This is a genomic window from Streptomyces diversicolor (assembly GCF_057537855.1).
The window spans coordinates 63,064-79,469 of the sequence record NZ_BAAJXA010000025.1 but is presented as its reverse complement, the minus strand read 5'-3'; the positions used below and the strand labels follow the sequence as shown (position 1 = coordinate 79,469).

Here is a 16,406-nt window from a genome sequence, read left to right as displayed (position 1 = left end):
CGCACCCGACGTGACCGTGAGGTCACGCGCGCAGTGTCTCCTCCAGTGCGCGAGCCGTCGATGCCGCGTCCTGGGCCGGCAGCGGCGTGCCCGCCTCCGTGGTGACGTAGAACGCGTCCACCGCGTTGGAGCCCAGCGTCGACACGTGCATGCTGCGCACCCGCACCCCCGCCTTCTCCAGGGCCATCCCGATCCGGTACAGCAGCCCAGGCGCGTCCTGGGCCCGTACCTCGATCACCGTCGCGTGATGGGAGGCCGCCGGGGCGACCGTCACCCGCGGCGGCGGGGCCACCCAGCCGCGCCGGCGCGGATAGGCCGCGTCGCGTTCGGCGAGGCGGCCCGCGATGTCCAGGGTGCCGTCCAGCGCCCGCACCAGGTCGGCGCGCAGCCGCGCCGCCTGCGGCAGCGATCCGTACTCCGCCGCGACCCGCCAGTTCAGCAGCAGGACCGAGCCGTCGTCGACGTCGTCCGGCAGCCGCAGGGCCCGCAGCTCCGCCGTGCGGACCGTGAGGCGGTGGACGGCGAGGACGCCGGCCACCGCGGGCAGCACACCCGGCTGGTCGGGCACCGCGATGAGGAGTTCGACGCCCAGCGGCTCGGGCTCGCCCGCGGGCTCCTGGGTGACGGGTTCCGTCTGCGCGCGCAGCGCGAGCACCGGTCCTTCGGTGCGGAACGCCTCGATGGCGAGCCGTTCCTGTTCGACGGTGGGCGCGGCGGCCTCGGGCTCCTCGGGCGCGTCCCCGGCGAGCACGGCGGCGACCCGTTTCACCAGGTCGGCGACCAGGGAGCCGCGCCAGGACGACCAGGCGGCCGGCCCTGTGGCCAGCGCGTCCGCCTCGGTCAGCGCGTGCAGAAGCTCCAGCGTGCCCTGGGTGCCGACCGCGTCGGCGACCGCGCGCACGGTGGCCGGGTCCTCCAGGTCGCGCCGGGTGGCGGTCTCGATCAGCAGCAGGTGATGCCGTACGAGGGCGGAGAGCACGGCGGCCTCGGCGCGGTCGAAGCCGATGCGCGTGGCCACGTCCTTGGTGATGATCTCGCCGGCCACGGAGTGGTCGCCCGGCCAGCCTTTGCCGATGTCGTGCAGCAGGGCGGCGACCAGCAGCAGGTCGGGGCGGCCGACCCGGCGGGTCAGCTCGGAGGCGCGGACCGCCGTCTCGATCAGATGCCGGTCCACGGTCCACACATGGACGGCGTTGCGCTGCGGGCGGCAGCGCACCCGCTCCCAGTCCGGCAGCAGCCGCGTGATCAGGCCCTCGGCTTCCAGGGCCTCCCAGACGTCCACCGTCGGACGGCCCGAGCCGAGCAGGGTGACGAGCTGTTCGCGGGCCTCGGCGGGCCAGGGCGTGGGCAGCGGGCGGACGGTGGCCGCCATGCGCCGTACGGCGTGCAGGGAGAGCGGGAGGCCGGCCTGCGCGGCGGCTGCCGCGGCGCGCAGCGCAAGCACCGGGTCGCGTTCGGGGCGGGCGGTGCGGGCGAGCACCACCTCGCCGTCCTGCTCCACCACGCCCTCGGCGAGCGGCGAGCGTTCGGTGACCGGCTTGCCGCCCAGCGCCCTCCCGTCGCCTGCCACCGCCCTTCTGAGGAAGTCGCTTCGCTCCCGTGCCAGTTTGCGCAGCCGCGGGCGCACGGCGCGCGACCGCAGGACGCGCCCCACTTCGCGCCAGGTGACGTCACTCGCGTACGCGATGACGCGCGCCGCCTCGTACACCTGCCGCAGCAGTGTGTCGGCGTCCAGCAGGCCCAGGTCCGCCGCCACCTGGTCCTGCTCCTGGAGGGCGAGGCGGTCGGTGGCGCGGCCGGTGGCCAGGTGCAGGGCGTCCCGGACGTCGAGCAGCCGTCGCCGGGCGTCCGCCAGGCCCTCGCGGGGCGCGTCCGCGAGCCAGGACGCGGCGACGGCGCGCAGCGCGGTGGCGTCCCTGAGGCCGCCGCGGGCCTCCTTGAGGTCCGGTTCCAGGAGGTACTGCAGCTCGCCCTGGCGTGCGGCGCGCTCGGCGCACAGCTCCTGGAGTTCGGGCAGGCGTTTCGGCGCCTGGTTGCGCCAGTCGGCGAGCACGGCGGTGCGCAGTGCGGTGGTGAGTCCGAGATCGCCCGCGATGTGCCGGGCGTCGAGCAGGCCGAGCTGGACCTTGAGGTCGTCGCCTGCCGTCCTGCGGGCCTCCGACGGCGTACGCACGGAGTGGTCGAGGGCGAGGCCGAGGTCCCAGACCGGGTACCAGATGCGGTCGGCCAGGGCGGCGACCGCCTTGGTGTCGCCGCCGTCGTGCAGCAGCAGGAGGTCGAGGTCGCTGCGCGGGGACAGCTCGCCGCGGCCGTAGCCGCCGACGGCGACCAGGCAGACGCCCCTGAGGTCGTCGGCCGCCGCGGTGAACAGGCCGCTCAGCCAGTCGTCGGTCAGCTCGGCGAGGGCCGCACGGCGCGGCGGCCCGGACCGCGCCCCCTCGGTGAGGAGGCGCAGCCGGGCCGCCGCGTAGCCGCCGGGTCCCGAGTGCTCCGCGTCTTTCCGAAGATCCGTACCCGTCACCCAGCGACTCCTGTCCTTGATCGTCGGACGGCCTTGTGTCGGACGGCGCGTCCGGTCAGAGTGCGTCCGGGCCGCGCTCGCCGGTGCGGACCCGGACGGCCGTCTCGACCGGCAGGGACCAGACCTTGCCGTCACCGATCTTGCCGGTGCGGGCCGCCTTGACGATGACGTCGATCAGCTGCTCGGCGTCGTCGTCCTCGGCCAGCACCTCGATACGGATCTTGGGTACCAGGTCGACGGTGTACTCGGCGCCGCGGTAGACCTCGGTGTGTCCCCGCTGCCGTCCGTAGCCACTCGCCTCGGTGACCGTCAGACCGTGCACCCCGAAGGCCTGCAGGGCTTCCTTGATCTCGTCGAGCCGGTGGGGCTTGACGACGGCGGTGATGAGCTTCATGCGTCCACCTTCTTGCTCTGCGTGGCGGTCAGGGAGGGCGCGGCGGTGCCGACGACTCCGCCGCCGGCGCCGCTGAAGTCGTATGCGGTCTCGGCGTGCTCGGCCTGGTCGATCCCGGAGACCTCTTCGTCCTCGGTGACCCGCATGCCGATGGTCCTGTCGAGGAGGAAGGCGAGGACAGCCGAGGCGATCAGGGAGTAGGCGAGGACGCCGAAGACGCCGGCGCACTGCTTCCAGAACTGGTCGAGGCCACCACCGTAGAACAGGCCCTTGACGTCGGACTGGCCCTTGCCGCTGGCGAAGAAGCCGATGAGCAGGGAGCCGACGATGCCGCCGACCATGTGGACGCCGACCACATCGAGGGAGTCGTCGTAGCCGAACCTGTACTTCAGGCCCACGGCCATCGCGCACAGGACGCCGGCGACGACGCCGACGGCGATCGCGCCGAGCGGGGAGACGGCGCCGCCGGACGGGGTGATCGCGACCAGTCCCGCGACCGCGCCGGAGGCGGCGCCCAGCGTGGTGAACGCGCCGTGCCGGATCTTCTCGTAGGCGAGCCAGGCCAGCATGGCGGCGGCGGTGGCGACCTGGGTGTTGACGAACATCAGCGCGCCGACGCCGTCCTCGTTGCCGAGCCAGGAGCCCGCGTTGAAGCCGAACCAGCCGAACCACAGCAGACCGGCGCCGAGCATGACCAGCGGAAGGCTGTGCGGGCGCATCGGGTCCTTCTTGAAGCCGACGCGCTTGCCGATGACGAGGATCACGCCGAGTGCCGCGGCACCCGCGTTGATGTGGACCGCCGTACCGCCGGCGAAGTCGATCACACCGAGGTCGAAGGCCCAGCCGCCGGAGCCCCACACCCAGTGCGCCACGGGGAAGTAGACGACCGTGGCCCACAGCACCAGGAAGACGGCCCAGGCGGAGAACTTCACGCGGTCCGCGAGGGCGCCGCTTATCAGGGCGGGCGTGATGATCGCGAACATCAGCTGGAAGACCGCGAAGACGAAGACCGGGATGGTGTAGCCGTCCCAGAGGGCCAGCTTGTCGATCCCGCTGAAGCCGACGAAGTCGGAGGTCCAGCCGACGATGGAGCCCTTGTCGGCGCCGAAGGCCATGGAGAAGCCGTAGAGGACCCACAGGATGGTGACGATGCCCAGGCTGATGAAACTCATCATCAGCATGTTCAGGGTGCTCTTGACCCGGACCATGCCCCCGTAGAAGAAGGCCAGGCCCGGGGTCATGAGCATCACCAGGGCGGAACAGATGAGCATGAAGCCTGTGTCCGCGGCGGACAGCTTGGGTGCCTCCGCGGCAAGCGTGATGGCTGGTGCCATCGGCGTCTCCTCGTCGGTTGGTACGGCCCGTGCGGGCGAAGCCTGAGTGTGGTCCGGTCATGAGGGGTGGGCCGGTTATGCGCCCTGAGACTGGCGCAGCGCCGTTTCGGTCGAGGCCCCTCGTTGTTTCACCGGAGTGACGAAGGCGCCGTGCGTGTTACGCGTCGATGAACTGCCGGATTCGGACGGCGTCCGTCGTTATCGTGGCGCAACCTTCTGCGCGGGAAACGGACCGGCCGCGGGCGACCCTCCGATGACCTGGCGTGGGGGAGCCGAGTCGGGCTGTGCGGGAGGGCCGGCCGCGGCCGGGGTTCTGGGGGGGTCAGACCGCTTCCGCGGCCTCCGGGAGGGTGCCGGCGAGCTGGTCGGTGAGGTCGATGACCTCGGCGAGGTCGCCGAAGTCGCGCACGGCCGTGTCGACGGTCTTCCGGATGCGCGTGTTCACCCGCTCGGAGCGCACCTTCTTGGCGACGCTCATCGCCTGTGCGGCGTACGCCGTGCCCTGCTCGGGCTCGCGGCGCAGCAGGTGCACGGTGGCCATGCCGATCAGGTTCAGTGCGTACGACCGCTGGTGCTCGTGGTCCGTGGCGAACAGCTCGACGGCCCGCTGCATCAGGGGCTCGGCCAGGGAGGCGTAGGCGGGGCTGCGGCCGGCCACATAGGCGAGGTCACGGTAGGAGTGGGAGTTCTCGCCGTACAGCTCGGCCTCGGAGAAGAAACGGATCCAGTCGGGGTCCGGCTCGTCCCACTCGTCGGCCTCGGCGAAGGCGTCCTCGGCCATCCGGACCGCCCGCTTGCACTTGCCCGGCTGCCCCATGTTGGCGTAGGCGCGGGCCTCCATCGCATACAGCATGGACTGGGTGCGCGGGCTCGCGCAGTCCCGGCTGCCGTACTGGGCGAGGTGGATCAGTTCCAGGGCGTCGTCGGGCCGGCCCAGATGGATCATCTGCCGGCTCATGCTGGAGAGGATGTACGAGCCGAGGGGCTTGTCGCCCGCCTCCTTGGCGGCGTGCAGGGCGAGGACGAAGTACTTCTGCGCGGTGGGCTGGAGCCCGACGTCGTAGCTCATCCAGCCGGCCAGTTCGGCGAGTTCGGCGGCGACCTTGAAGAGCTTCCTGGTGGTGGCCTCCGGCTGGGGTTCCTGGAGCAGGTCGGTCACCTCGTGCAGCTGGCCGACGACCGCCTTGCGGCGCAGGCCGCCGCCGCACTGGGCGTCCCACTGGCGGAACATCATCGCGGTGGAGTCCAGCAGGTCCAGCTCGGGCTTGGACAGCCGGCCGGGGCGCCGGGACTCGGCGGGGGCCTGGGGTCCGGACCGCGGGGAGGGCGGCGAGGGGACGAGCCAGCGCTGCATCGGCTCGATCAAGGAGGGGCCCGCGGACACGGTCAGCGAGTTCCCGAGGAAGCCGCGCCGCGCCAGCATGAGGTCGCTGCGCGAGAACTCGCTGAGCAGGGCCACCGTCTGCGGGCCCGTCCAAGGCAGGTCGACGCCGGTCGCGGAGGGTGTGGGGCGGGCGGTGCGCAGGCCGAGGTCATCGACGGAGACGACGCAGCCGAACCGCTCGGAGAACAGCTCGGACAGGATCCGGGGGATCGGCTCGCGGGGGTTCTCGCCGTCCAGCCAGCGGCGCACCCGGGAGGTGTCCGTCGAGATGTGGTTGGCGCCCAACTGGCGGGCCCGGCGGTTCACTTGGCGGGCCAGCTCGCCCTTGGACCAGCCGCTGCGCACGAACCACGATCCCAACAGCTCATTGGGGCGCCTGTCAGCGTTCGTCCCGCCACCGCCGTTGCCGCCCACTGGAACGCCCCCATTCCTGAGACCACTTGTCACCGCGTGCGCCAAGCCCTATCAGAATGCCGGTGGGCAAGGCCGCCCGTCCGGCGATTCTCACCCTTCGAACGGGAGGCCGAGATGCCTCCGGCATACCCGAAGGTGCATGTGCCCCGGGCCTCGTGCACTCAAAGTAATCCTACGATCACCCGCCCAGCCATGGCGATCCCGGAAACGCCACCATTCGCCACCCCTTCGAATGAACTCACTGTCACCCAGGCACGATTCACTTGACATAGGACGGCTGAAAGTAGATGCAGCGGTGCACTCGGGGGCGCGCAGCTCCCTGTGTACCACCGGGGACGCTTCATGGCGCCGCTCGGCTCCCGTGGGAAGCGGGGGTAGACGGAGCCATATGGTCACGTTCCGCTTCCGTCTCGTTCCACGTCGTAACCATCGGCGTGCCGGACCCGTTGGAGGGGGCATGGGCTTCACGATCGGCGGCATTCGCGAGATCCGCTCCGGTACCTGGCGGCGCGGCCGCTCGTCGGAGTGCACCACGGTCGCCGAGTTCACCGGACTGTGGGGCTGGGACGTGGTGCCGGGCGCGCGGACCGTGGGGGGCACGTGTTCCTGCGGCCGCGCGGACTGCCGTGCGCCGGGCGCGCATCCCCTGGAGTTCGCACCCCTGATCCCCGCCGGGGCCACGCTCGACGAAGTCACCAAGTCCTGGGGCGAGTTCCCCGGCGCCGCGGTGATGCTGCCGGTCGGCCGCGCGTTCGACGTGCTGGAGGTGGCCGAGCCCGCCGGGCGGCGGGCCCTGGCCCGCCTGGAGCGGATGGGTCTGCCCCTGGGGCCGGTCGTCGCGACCCCCGACGGCCGCGCCCAGTTCCTGGTCGCCCCCGGTGCCGCCGCCGGGCTCCCCGCGCTCCTCTACCGCCTGGGCTGGGACGACCCGTCCGCGCTCGACCTGCGCGGCCTCGGCCCCGGCGAGTACATCACGGCGCCGCCCTCCGACCGGGGCGGACTGGGATCGGCCCACTGGCTCCGCCCGCCGGCCCTCGACACGGCGACCAGCCCCCCGGCGGCCCGCCTGCTCCTGGGCACCCTGGCCTACGTGGCCCACCGCTCCCGCCCCTGACCCCCCGCGGGCCACCGCGCGGAGGCATTCGGGGGTTCCCGGACCGGCGTGCCGGACGGAACGCCGACGAAGCCGACGAAAGGGATGCCGCGGGCGGCCGGACACGAGCCGCCCGGCCCGCCCGGACGGTTCGGCCCGCACCACCCCGAACCGCGCGACCAACCACGACGTACCACCCACACCCGGCCTTCTTCGCCGGCGCCAGGGCGCCGCCGCCGGTGGCGCACACCGGCGCGCGGCCCTTCGCGCCGGTTCCCACCCGCACCCGACAACACACCCGCACCACCCCCGGGGGCGCGGGGAACTGCGCAACCAACCACTTACTACCCGCGCCCGACAACGCGACGGCACCCCCCACCCCCGCCGCCGAAAACGCCCGGGTGGGGGCCGGGGCGGGCGCCGGTTGCCTTGTGGGGGGTGTCGCGGGTGGGGGTCACTCTCCGATCAGGGCGTCCACGAACGCCTCCGGCTCGAACGGCGCCAGATCGTCCGCGCCCTCGCCGAGCCCGACGAGCTTGACCGGGACGCCCAGCTCGCGCTGGACGGCGACCACGATGCCGCCCTTGGCCGTGCCGTCGAGCTTGGTCAGCACGATGCCGGTGATGTCGACGACCTCGGCGAAGACCCGGGCCTGTACCAGCCCGTTCTGCCCGGTGGTGGCGTCGAGGACGAGCAGCACCTCGTCCAGCGGGGCGTGCTTCTCGACTACGCGCTTGACCTTCCCCAGCTCGTCCATGAGCCCGGTCTTGGTGTGCAGCCGCCCGGCGGTGTCGATGAGCACCACGTCGACGCCCATCTCCTTGCCCTCCTTCACCGCGTCGAACGCGACGGAGGCGGGATCCCCGCCCTCCGGCCCGCGCACGGTGTAGGCGCCGACCCGCTCGCCCCAGGTCTGCAGCTGGTCGGCGGCGGCGGCCCGGAAGGTGTCCGCGGCGCCGAGGACGACCGTGCGCCCGTCGGCGACCAGGACACGGCCCAGCTTGCCGGTGGTGGTGGTCTTGCCGGTGCCGTTGACGCCGACGACCATGACGATCCCCGGCTTGCGGCCCTCCGGCTCGGTCTTCACCGTACGGTCCACATCGGCGCCGACCAGCTTGAGCAGTTCCTCCCGCAGCAGCCCGCGCAGTTCCTCGGGGGTGCGGGTGCCGAGCACCTTCACGCGCTCGCGCAGGCCCTCGACCAGTTCCTGGGTGGGCTGCACACCGACGTCGGCGGTCAGCAGAGTGTCCTCGATCTCCTCCCACGTCTCCTCGTCCAGGTGCTCGCGCGACAGCAGCGTGAGCAGCCCCTTGCCGAGGGCGTTCTGCGAGCGGGACAGGCGGGCGCGCAGCCGCACCAGGCGGCCGGCGGTGGGTTCCGGGACCTCGATCTCGGGCGCCGGCAGCTCTTCGACGGCCGGCGGTTCCTCGACGGCCGTCGGGGCCGAGCCGCCCGGGAGATCCACCTCCTCGATCGTGCGGCGCGACTCGTCGTGCGGCGTCTCGGCCTCGTCGCCGACGTGCGGCTCGGCCGGTGGGGCGGTGATGTCGGGCGCGGCGGGTGGCGGCGGGGGCAGCGACCTGCGGCGCCGGCTGCCGATGACCAGCCCGCCGATCGCGCCGAGCACGACCACGGCGATGACTACAGCAAGGATGACGGTTTCCATAACCCGACCAGTATCAGCCATGGGTCCCGGCCGGACCCAGCTTGTGCGCTCCTCCAGGCAGCAAAGGTCACTTCAGGACGTTTGCGACTTACGTACCATGGTGTCCCATGGGTGCCACCACCGGCCACGACGGCGCCGGCCGCCCCGCAGCGGAACCTCGCGGGGGCCCTGGCCTTGAATCCCGCGCCCTCGAACCGGTCCCGCCCGGCGAACGCCGCGCGGGCCCGCGACCTCGCTCCCACCTGAATCGCCGCCGACATCACGGTCCGGCCGCTGACCATGGGCGCGGCCCTGACGGTGCCGTACGGCGGACGCCGGCGGCGACGTCGCTCCTCAGGGGTGCCGGACGGGGCGGGGGTGGCCCAGAGGTCCACGGCTCTGGCTGTCTGACGCATCGTCAGCTAACGTCCCCCGCGACCGCACCTACCACCCGGTGACAGGGGGACCTGCCATGCCCGCAACGGTCGTCCGTTTCAACCTGGTCGAACCCGGCGCCACCCCCGCCGCGCTCGCCGCCCGCTACCGGGCCGCCCTGGAGATGGCCGGCTACGCCGACGAGCAGGGCATCACCACCATCCAGACCGAGGAGCACCACGGCGTCGCCGACAACTGGATGCCATCGCCGTTCGTGTTCGCGGGCGCGGTGTTCGGGGCGACACGGCAGATCGCGGTCACGGTGTCCGCGGCCATCGGCCCGCTGCACGACCCGCTGCGGCTGGCGGAGGACATCGCCGTGCTCGATCTGCTGAGCGGCGGCCGGCTGGTCACCGTCGCCGGGATCGGGTACCGGCCCGAGGAATACGTCCGCAGCGGCGTGGACTGGAAGCGGCGCGGCCGGCTCCAGGACGAGCTGCTGGAGACCCTGCTGAACGCGTGGACCGGCGAGGAGTTCGAGTACCGGGGCCGGACGGTCCGGGTCACCCCGCGTCCGTGCACCGAGCCGCACCCGCTGCTCCTGGTCGGCGGCTCCTCCCGGGCCGCGGCCCGCCGTGCGGCCCGGCTCGGCCTGCCGTTCTTCCCCAGCGCGCACCTGCCGGAGCTGGAGGCGTACTACAAGGAACGGCTGGTCGAGTACGGCACGCAGGGCTGGACGATGATGCCCGCCGCCGAGACCCCGCTGCTGCACATCGCCGAGGACCCGGACCGGGCGTGGGCCGAGTACGGCCGGTACTTCCTGCACGAGGCCCGCACGTACGCGTCCTGGCAGTCCGGGGACATCCGCTCGGCGGTGCGCTCGGCGGCCACGACGGTGGACGAGCTGCGCGCGGAGGGCGTGTACCGGATCCTCACCCCCGAGGAATGCGTGGCGCAGGACCTCGACAACCTGGTCCTGCACCCCCTGGCAGGCGGAATGCCCCTGGACGAGTCCTGGCGCAGCCTCCGCCTGTTCACCACCCGGGTACTCCCGTCCCTGAAGAACTGACCCATTGCAGCACGCGGCTCCACGGGCGCCCCAAAGGGGCGCGGGGAACGGCGCGCCCAGCCACAACGAACCCACAGCCGACCGACGCCCCATGGCGCCCAGTCCCGCCCGCGCCCACCCACAAGGAAGCCGCACACTGACGCCGGCCCGTCTCGGCCCAACCGGCGGAGCCCTCCGCTGAACCGGCGGAGCCCTCAGCCCATCTCCTCCAGCGCCTTGCCCTTCGTCTCCTTGACGAACTTCAGGACGAACGGGATGGAGAGCGCGGCGAACACCGTGTAGATCACGTAGGTCGCGGACAGGTTCCAGTCGGCCAGCGAAGGGAAGCTCGCGGTGATGGCCCAGTTGGCGATCCACTGCGCGGAGGCGGCCACGCCCAGCGCGGCGGCACGGATCCGGTTCGGGAACATCTCGCCGAGGAAGACCCAGACGACCACGCCCCAGGAGAGCGCGAAGAAGAGGACGAAGACGTGGGCGGCGATCAGGGCCACCCAGCCCTGCGTGGCCGGCAGCTTCCCGTCGACCAGGTGGTGGGAGAACGCCCATGCCTCCAGCGCGAGGCCGACGACCATGCCGACCGACCCGATGAGCGCGAGCGGCTTGCGGCCGATGCGGTCCACGAAGATCATCGCGATGACGGTGCCGACGATGTTGATGATCGACGTGGTGAAGGAGTACAGGAACGAGTCCGTCGGGTCGACGCCGACCGACTGCCACAGCGTCGAGGAGTAGTAGAACGCGACGTTGATGCCCACGAACTGCTGGAACACCGACAGGCCGATGCCGATCCAGACGATCGGCTTGAAGAAGAAGGAGCCGCCGAGCAGGTCCTTGAAGGTGGACCGGTGCTCGCTCCGCATGGCGTGCTCGATCTCGGCGACCCTGGCGTCGAGGTCGACTCCCTTGCCCTCGACCTCGGCGAGGATCTCGCGGGCCCGCTCGCGCCTGCCGACGGAGAGCAGGAAGCGGGGCGACTCAGGGATGGCGAAGGAGAGCAGGCCGTAGAGGGCGGCCGGGATGACCATGACGCCGAGCATGACCTGCCAGGCTTCCAGACCCATCAGCTTGCCGCGCTGGTCGCCGCCGGCGGCGTTCAGCAGACCCCAGTTGACCAGCTGCGACACGGCGATGCCCACCACGATCGCGGCCTGCTGGAAGGAGCCGAGCCGGCCGCGGTAGGCCGGCGGGGCGACCTCGGCGATGTAGGCGGGGCCGATGACCGAGGCCATGCCGATGGCGAAGCCGCCGACGATCCGCCAGAAGGCGAGGTCCCAGAGCGCGAACGGCAGCGCGGAGCCGACGGCGCTGACCGTGAAGAGGAGCGCGGCGATCTGCATGCAGCGGATGCGGCCGATGCGGTCCGCTATCCGGCCCGCGGTCGCGGCGCCGACGGCACAGCCGATCAGGGCGATGGCGATGACCTGGGCGAGGGCCGCGGAGCCGATGTCGTAGCGGCTGCGGATGGCCTCCACGGCGCCGTTGATCACGGAGCTGTCGTATCCGAAGAGGAAGCCGCCCATCGCGGCCGCCGCCGCGATGAAGACGACGTGCCCGAGGTGGTCGGGGTGGGCCGTTCCGGCCCCTGACTGGGGTGCCTGCGCTGTGCTGGTCACGTTGATACTCCTCGGGCCGCCGGCAACGCCGCCGGGGTGGGGGTGAGCCCTTCAGGTACCAGTGGCACACAAGATCAAACCGCTCACACCTGAAGACAAAAACAACCTTGCAGAGACTATGTCTTCAAGTTTCGAAGTCAAGAGTGGATCAATGTGACCTCCGAGACAGATATCCGCCCCGATTCGAGTTCATTTCTTGAAGTGAGGGTCAGCGGAGCCGCTGCGAGATGACCTTCGACACACCGTCGCCCTGCATGGAGACGCCGTAGAGCGCGTCGGCGACCTCCATCGTGCGCTTCTGGTGGGTGATCACGATCAGCTGGGAAGCCTCCTGCAACTCCTGCATGATGCGGATCAGCCGCTGGAGGTTGGTGTCGTCGAGGGCGGCCTCGACCTCGTCCATGACGTAGAAGGGGCTGGGCCGGGCCTTGAAGATGGACACGAGCAGCGCGACGGCGGTGAGCGAGCGCTCCCCGCCGGACAGCAGGGACAGCCGCTTGACCTTCTTGCCCGGTGGCCGGGCCTCCACGTCCACGCCCGTGGTGAGCATGTTGTCCGGGTCGGTCAGCACGAGCCGCCCGTCGCCGCCCGGGAAGAGCCGGCTGAAGACGCCCTCGAACTCCCGGGCCGTGTCCCGGTACGCCTCCGTGAAGACCTGCTCGACGCGCTCGTCGACCTCCTTCACCACTTGAAGCAGGTCGGCGCGCGTCTTCTTCAGGTCCTCCAACTGCTCGCTGAGGAACTTGTGCCGTTCCTCCAGCGCGGCGAACTCCTCCAGGGCGAGCGGGTTCACCTTGCCGAGCTGCTGGTAGGCGCGCTCGGCGGCCTTCAGCCGCCTCTCCTGCTCGGCGCGCACGAACGGCCGCGGACGATTGCGCGGGTGCTCCGGGTCGTCGGGCAGCTCCTCGCCCTCGGCGGGCGGTGAGGGCGGCACGGGCTGGTGCGGGCCGTACTCGCCGACGAGCCCGGCAGGCTCCACGCCCAGCTCCTCCAGCGCCTTGGTCTCCAGCTGCTCCATCCGCAGCCGCTTCTCCGCGCCGAGCACTTCGCCCCGGTGCACCGAGTCGGTCAGCTTGTCGAGTTCGGCCTTGAGGTCACGCCCGGCGTTCCGGGCGGCGGTCAGCTCCTGCTCCCGGCGCGCCTTGGCCGCCTCGGCGGCGGTGCGCTCCGCGTCGGCCCGGCCCAGCGACACCTCGACGTGCGCGAGCAGCTGCCGCGCGCCCAAGGCCACGGCCTGCGCCACCGACGCCTCGTACCGCAGGCGGGCGCGGCGCTGTTCGGCACGCGCGCGTGCCTCGCGTTCGGCGCGGGCGCCCCGGTCGAGCGCGTCGGCCCGGCCGGCCAGCCCCTTGACCCGCTCCTCGTGGGTGCGCACCTGGAGCCGTGCCTCCATCTCGGTCTGCCGGGCGTTGGCACCGTCGGCGGCCAGCCGGTCCCGCACGGAGGTGTCGGGCTCCTCCTCGATCGGCATCTCCTCGGCGACGGCGAGCCGTTCGGCCAGCTCCTCGGCCTCCCGCACGGCCCGGTCCAGTGCCTCCTGTGCCCGGGCCGCCGCCGCGGTGGACCGCTCGGCCTCGCCGGCCGCGCCCCGCGCCTGCCCGGCGAGCCGCCCGAGCTGCTGGGCGACGGCCGACTTCTCCCGGTCGGCGGCCCGGCGCCGCTCCCCCAGCTCCTCCACCAGCGCGGCGCGCTCCCGGCGCCGCTCCTGAGCCGCGCCCTGCGCCTCGGCCAGCGCCGCGCACCGCACGCCCAGCTCGTCGAGTTCGGCGGCCGCCTCGTCGACGGACGCCTGCACCTCCAGCAGGCTCGGCGCCCCGGCCGACCCGCCGTGCGCCACATGGGCGCCGAGCAGATCGCCCTCGGCGGTGACGGCGGTCAGCTCGGGGTGCGCCTGGACCAGGTCCTCGGCGTCTTCGAGGGTGCCGACCACGACGACGCCGCGCAGCAGCCGCCGCACGGCGGGCATCAGCTCGGCGGGGCCCTGGACGAGATCGGCGGCGTAGGGGGGTCCGTCCGGGCGCGGTTGCCGCGGTACGTCGTCGGGGGCCCCGCCGAGCAGCAGCGCCGCGCGGCCCGCGTCCTGCTTGCGCAGCAGCCGGATGGCGTCCGCGGCCGTGGCGGGCGTGGTCACCCCGATGGCGTCCGCCGCCGCGCCGAAGGCCGCCGCGAGCGCGGTCTCGTGGCCCGGCGCCACGGTGAGCAGTTCCGCCGCCGGGCCGAGCACGCCGGTGAGCCGGTCCCTGGCCCCGAGCAGCGCGCCGGTGCCGTCCTTGCGGCGCAGGCCGAGCGCCAGCGCCTCGTGCCGGGCCTGGGTCGCGGCGCGCCGGCGCTCCGCCGCGGTGGCCGCCTCCCGCGCGGCCGTCAGCGCGGACTCCGCCTCGGCCAGCGCCGCCTTCGCCGCGTCGTGCCGCTCGGCGAGTTCGGCGTCGCCGGCGTCGAGCCCGTCGACCTCGGCCTTCAGCGCCTCGTACTCCTCCTGTGCCCGTACGGCCCGCTCCTGGGCCTCGTCCCGTGCCGCGGCCAGCCGGTCGATCTCGGACTGGGCCGCGGCGGCGCGCGAGCGGGCCGCGTTGACCTGCCCGTTCAGCCTGGCCAGGCCCTCGCGGCGGTCGGCGATGGCGCGTGCCACGTCCTTCAGGCGGCGTTCCTCGACGGCGAGTTCGCGTTCCAGTTCGGCGCGGTGGGTGACGGTGTCGTCGAGGGCGCGCTGGGCCGCCTCCAGGGCCGCCTCCAGCTCGGCCTCCTGCTCACGGATGCGGGCGGCCTCCCTTTCCATGTCCTCCGGGTCCCGGCCGCGCCGCTCCTCGGGCGGTGCGGCCGTGGCGCTCTTGACCCGTGCGTCGGCCAGCGAGATCGTGCCGCGTACCCGCTCGGCCAGCTGGGACAGCTCGTACCAGGTCTGCTGGGCGCGCTGCAGCCGGGGCGTGAGCCGGCGCACCTCGTCCTCCAGCAGCGCCTCGCGCTGGAGCGCCTTCCTCAGTTCCTGTTCGGCGGCCTCCTTGCGCTCCTTGAGCGCGGCCTCGTCGGCGATCTCGGCCTTCAGCGCCTCGCGCAGCCGTACCAGGTCGTCGGCGAGCAGCCGCAGTCGCGCGTCCCGCAGGTCGGCCTGGATCACGGCCGCCCGGCGCGCGACCGCCGCCTGCCGGCCGAGCGGTTTGAGCTGGCGGCGCAGCTCGTCGGTGAGGTCCTGCACGCGCGCGAGGTTGGCCTGCATCGCGTCCAGTTTCCTGAGCGCCTTCTCCTTGCGCTTGCGGTGCTTGAGGACGCCGGCGGCCTCCTCGATGAAGGCGCGGCGGCCGGTGGGATCGGCGTGCAGGACGGAGTCCAGCTGGCCCTGGCCGACGATGACGTGCATCTCGCGGCCGATGCCGGAGTCCGACAGCAGTTCCTGGATGTCGAGGAGGCGGCAGGTGTCGCCGTTGATCTGGTACTCGCTGCCGCCGTTGCGGAACATGATCCGCGTGATGGTGACCTCGGAGTACTCGATGGGCAGCGCGCCGTCGGAGTTGTCGATGGTCAGGGACACCTCGGCCCGGCCGAGCGGCGGGCGGCCTGTGGTGCCGGCGAAGATGACGTCCTCCATCTTGCCGCCGCGCAGCGACTTGGCGCCCTGCTCGCCCATGACCCAGCTGAGCGCGTCGACGACGTTGGACTTGCCCGAGCCGTTCGGTCCCACGACGCACGTGATCCCCGGTTCGAACCGGAGCGTGGTCGCCGAGGCGAACGACTTGAACCCGCGCAGGGTCAGGGCCTTGAGGTGCACGCCGGTGGACTTTACCCGCCGCCGCTATCTCACTGCATGAACCCTCGCAACCTCGCGGTTTCACGCATGAACATGCAGGGCACACCACACGTTAAAGACGGTGAAAGGATGCGCGGGGCAGAGAAGGGGCCCGGGCGGCGGAACCGGGCAAGAAAGAAGGGACGCCGAGGCGTCCCTTGCAACTCTGACAACTTAGCGGTTGATACGGGCGGCCCAACCACTGCGTATGCCGTCGTGGAGCGATGCAGTGATCAGGTGAGCGCAGGCTCCGCCTGGTGTGCGTCGATGCTCTCCATGATCCTGTCGTGAGAAGCGGCAGCCGTCAGCGCCTCGTTCTCGGCCTGGATCCGTACGAGCTCGGATTCCAGGTCCTGGACGCGCTGCTGGAGCCGTCGCATCTCGGCGAGGAGTCGAGGGTCGGAGCCGCCGACGTAACCGAGAAGCGCCTTTGCCATGATGGATGGTCCTCCACACTGAGTGACCGACCGAAGCGGTGTGGGTCGTGAGGGATTCGCACCCGCGGTGCTTGACACTGTCGAGTGTTGCTCTGCCGATGCTCCATGCCAAACAGCTAAGGTGCGCGGGGCTTTCAGCGTCTCACCAAAAAGTTTGACGGTCAACACGATCACGCCCCGTATCGGCGCTCGTCCCGGGGGCGCGCGGCCCATGGAGGGGCTGCGCGGCTGCTCCTGCGGGGTCCTCAGGGCGTGGCGATCAGTTGTGCTGGGGAGCCTGCCACGACCTGGCGTTCTTGGCAACCACCAGGTCATTTCCGCTTCGGGCGGGTGCCTGCGGCAGGTC

10 protein-coding genes are annotated in these 16,406 nt (G+C 72.2%); 2 read left to right on the top strand and 8 right to left on the bottom strand.

Translation table 11 applies throughout. From position 1 onward, the window contains the following. Positions 1-22 precede the first annotated feature (22 nt). The 4 genes from AC27LF_RS27690 to nsdA form a co-directional block, all read right to left on the bottom strand. Positions 23-2,521, bottom strand: a complete 2,499-nt coding sequence (locus AC27LF_RS27690; RefSeq protein WP_479659070.1) for a [protein-PII] uridylyltransferase — start codon at positions 2,519-2,521, stop codon at positions 23-25. Positions 2,522-2,576: 55 nt separating this feature from the next. Then, positions 2,577-2,915 (bottom strand): P-II family nitrogen regulator, encoded by a 339-nt coding sequence (locus tag AC27LF_RS27685; RefSeq protein WP_003997576.1) that lies wholly within the window; start codon positions 2,913-2,915, stop codon positions 2,577-2,579. Further along, a complete protein-coding gene (locus tag AC27LF_RS27680) occupies positions 2,912-4,249 on the bottom strand; it encodes an ammonium transporter (protein ID WP_479659071.1) in 1,338 nt (445 codons plus the stop codon). Before AC27LF_RS27680 ends, AC27LF_RS27685 begins: the two co-directional genes overlap by 4 nt. Positions 4,250-4,571: 322 nt before the next feature. Next, a complete protein-coding gene (nsdA, locus tag AC27LF_RS27675) occupies positions 4,572-6,047 on the bottom strand; it encodes a transcriptional repressor NsdA (RefSeq protein WP_479659072.1) in 1,476 nt (491 codons plus the stop codon). 457 nt (positions 6,048-6,504) lie between these two features. On the opposite strand from nsdA, the gene AC27LF_RS27670 reads away from it, so the two are divergent. Next, the gene (locus AC27LF_RS27670; RefSeq protein WP_479659073.1) at positions 6,505-7,161 is read left to right on the top strand and encodes a bifunctional DNA primase/polymerase; all 657 of its coding nucleotides are present in this window, start codon (positions 6,505-6,507) and stop codon (positions 7,159-7,161) included. Between the two features lie 433 nt (positions 7,162-7,594). Here the strand turns inward: AC27LF_RS27670 and ftsY are convergent, their stop codons facing one another. Then, on the bottom strand, positions 7,595-8,806 hold the full coding sequence (gene ftsY / locus AC27LF_RS27665) for a signal recognition particle-docking protein FtsY (protein WP_479659074.1): 1,212 nt from the start codon (positions 8,804-8,806) through the stop codon (positions 7,595-7,597). A gap of 451 nt (positions 8,807-9,257) precedes the next feature. Between ftsY and AC27LF_RS27660 the strand changes: the two genes are divergently transcribed. After that, positions 9,258-10,229: an LLM class flavin-dependent oxidoreductase gene (locus AC27LF_RS27660; RefSeq protein ID WP_479659075.1), complete on the top strand. Its 972-nt coding sequence runs from the start codon at positions 9,258-9,260 to the stop codon at positions 10,227-10,229. A 194-nt stretch (positions 10,230-10,423) separates the two neighbouring features. Here the strand turns inward: AC27LF_RS27660 and AC27LF_RS27655 are convergent, their stop codons facing one another. The 3 genes from AC27LF_RS27655 to AC27LF_RS27645 form a co-directional block, all read right to left on the bottom strand. Further along, the gene (locus AC27LF_RS27655) at positions 10,424-11,842 is read right to left on the bottom strand and encodes a sugar porter family MFS transporter (protein ID WP_479659076.1); all 1,419 of its coding nucleotides are present in this window, start codon (positions 11,840-11,842) and stop codon (positions 10,424-10,426) included. Positions 11,843-12,050: 208 nt separating this feature from the next. Then, on the bottom strand, positions 12,051-15,605 hold the full coding sequence (gene smc, locus AC27LF_RS27650; RefSeq protein ID WP_479659077.1) for a chromosome segregation protein SMC: 3,555 nt from the start codon (positions 15,603-15,605) through the stop codon (positions 12,051-12,053). 251 nt (positions 15,606-15,856) lie between these two features. Beyond that, positions 15,857-16,060 (bottom strand): hypothetical protein, encoded by a 204-nt coding sequence (locus AC27LF_RS27645; protein ID WP_055623302.1) that lies wholly within the window; start codon positions 16,058-16,060, stop codon positions 15,857-15,859. Positions 16,061-16,406: the final 346 nt, after the last annotated feature.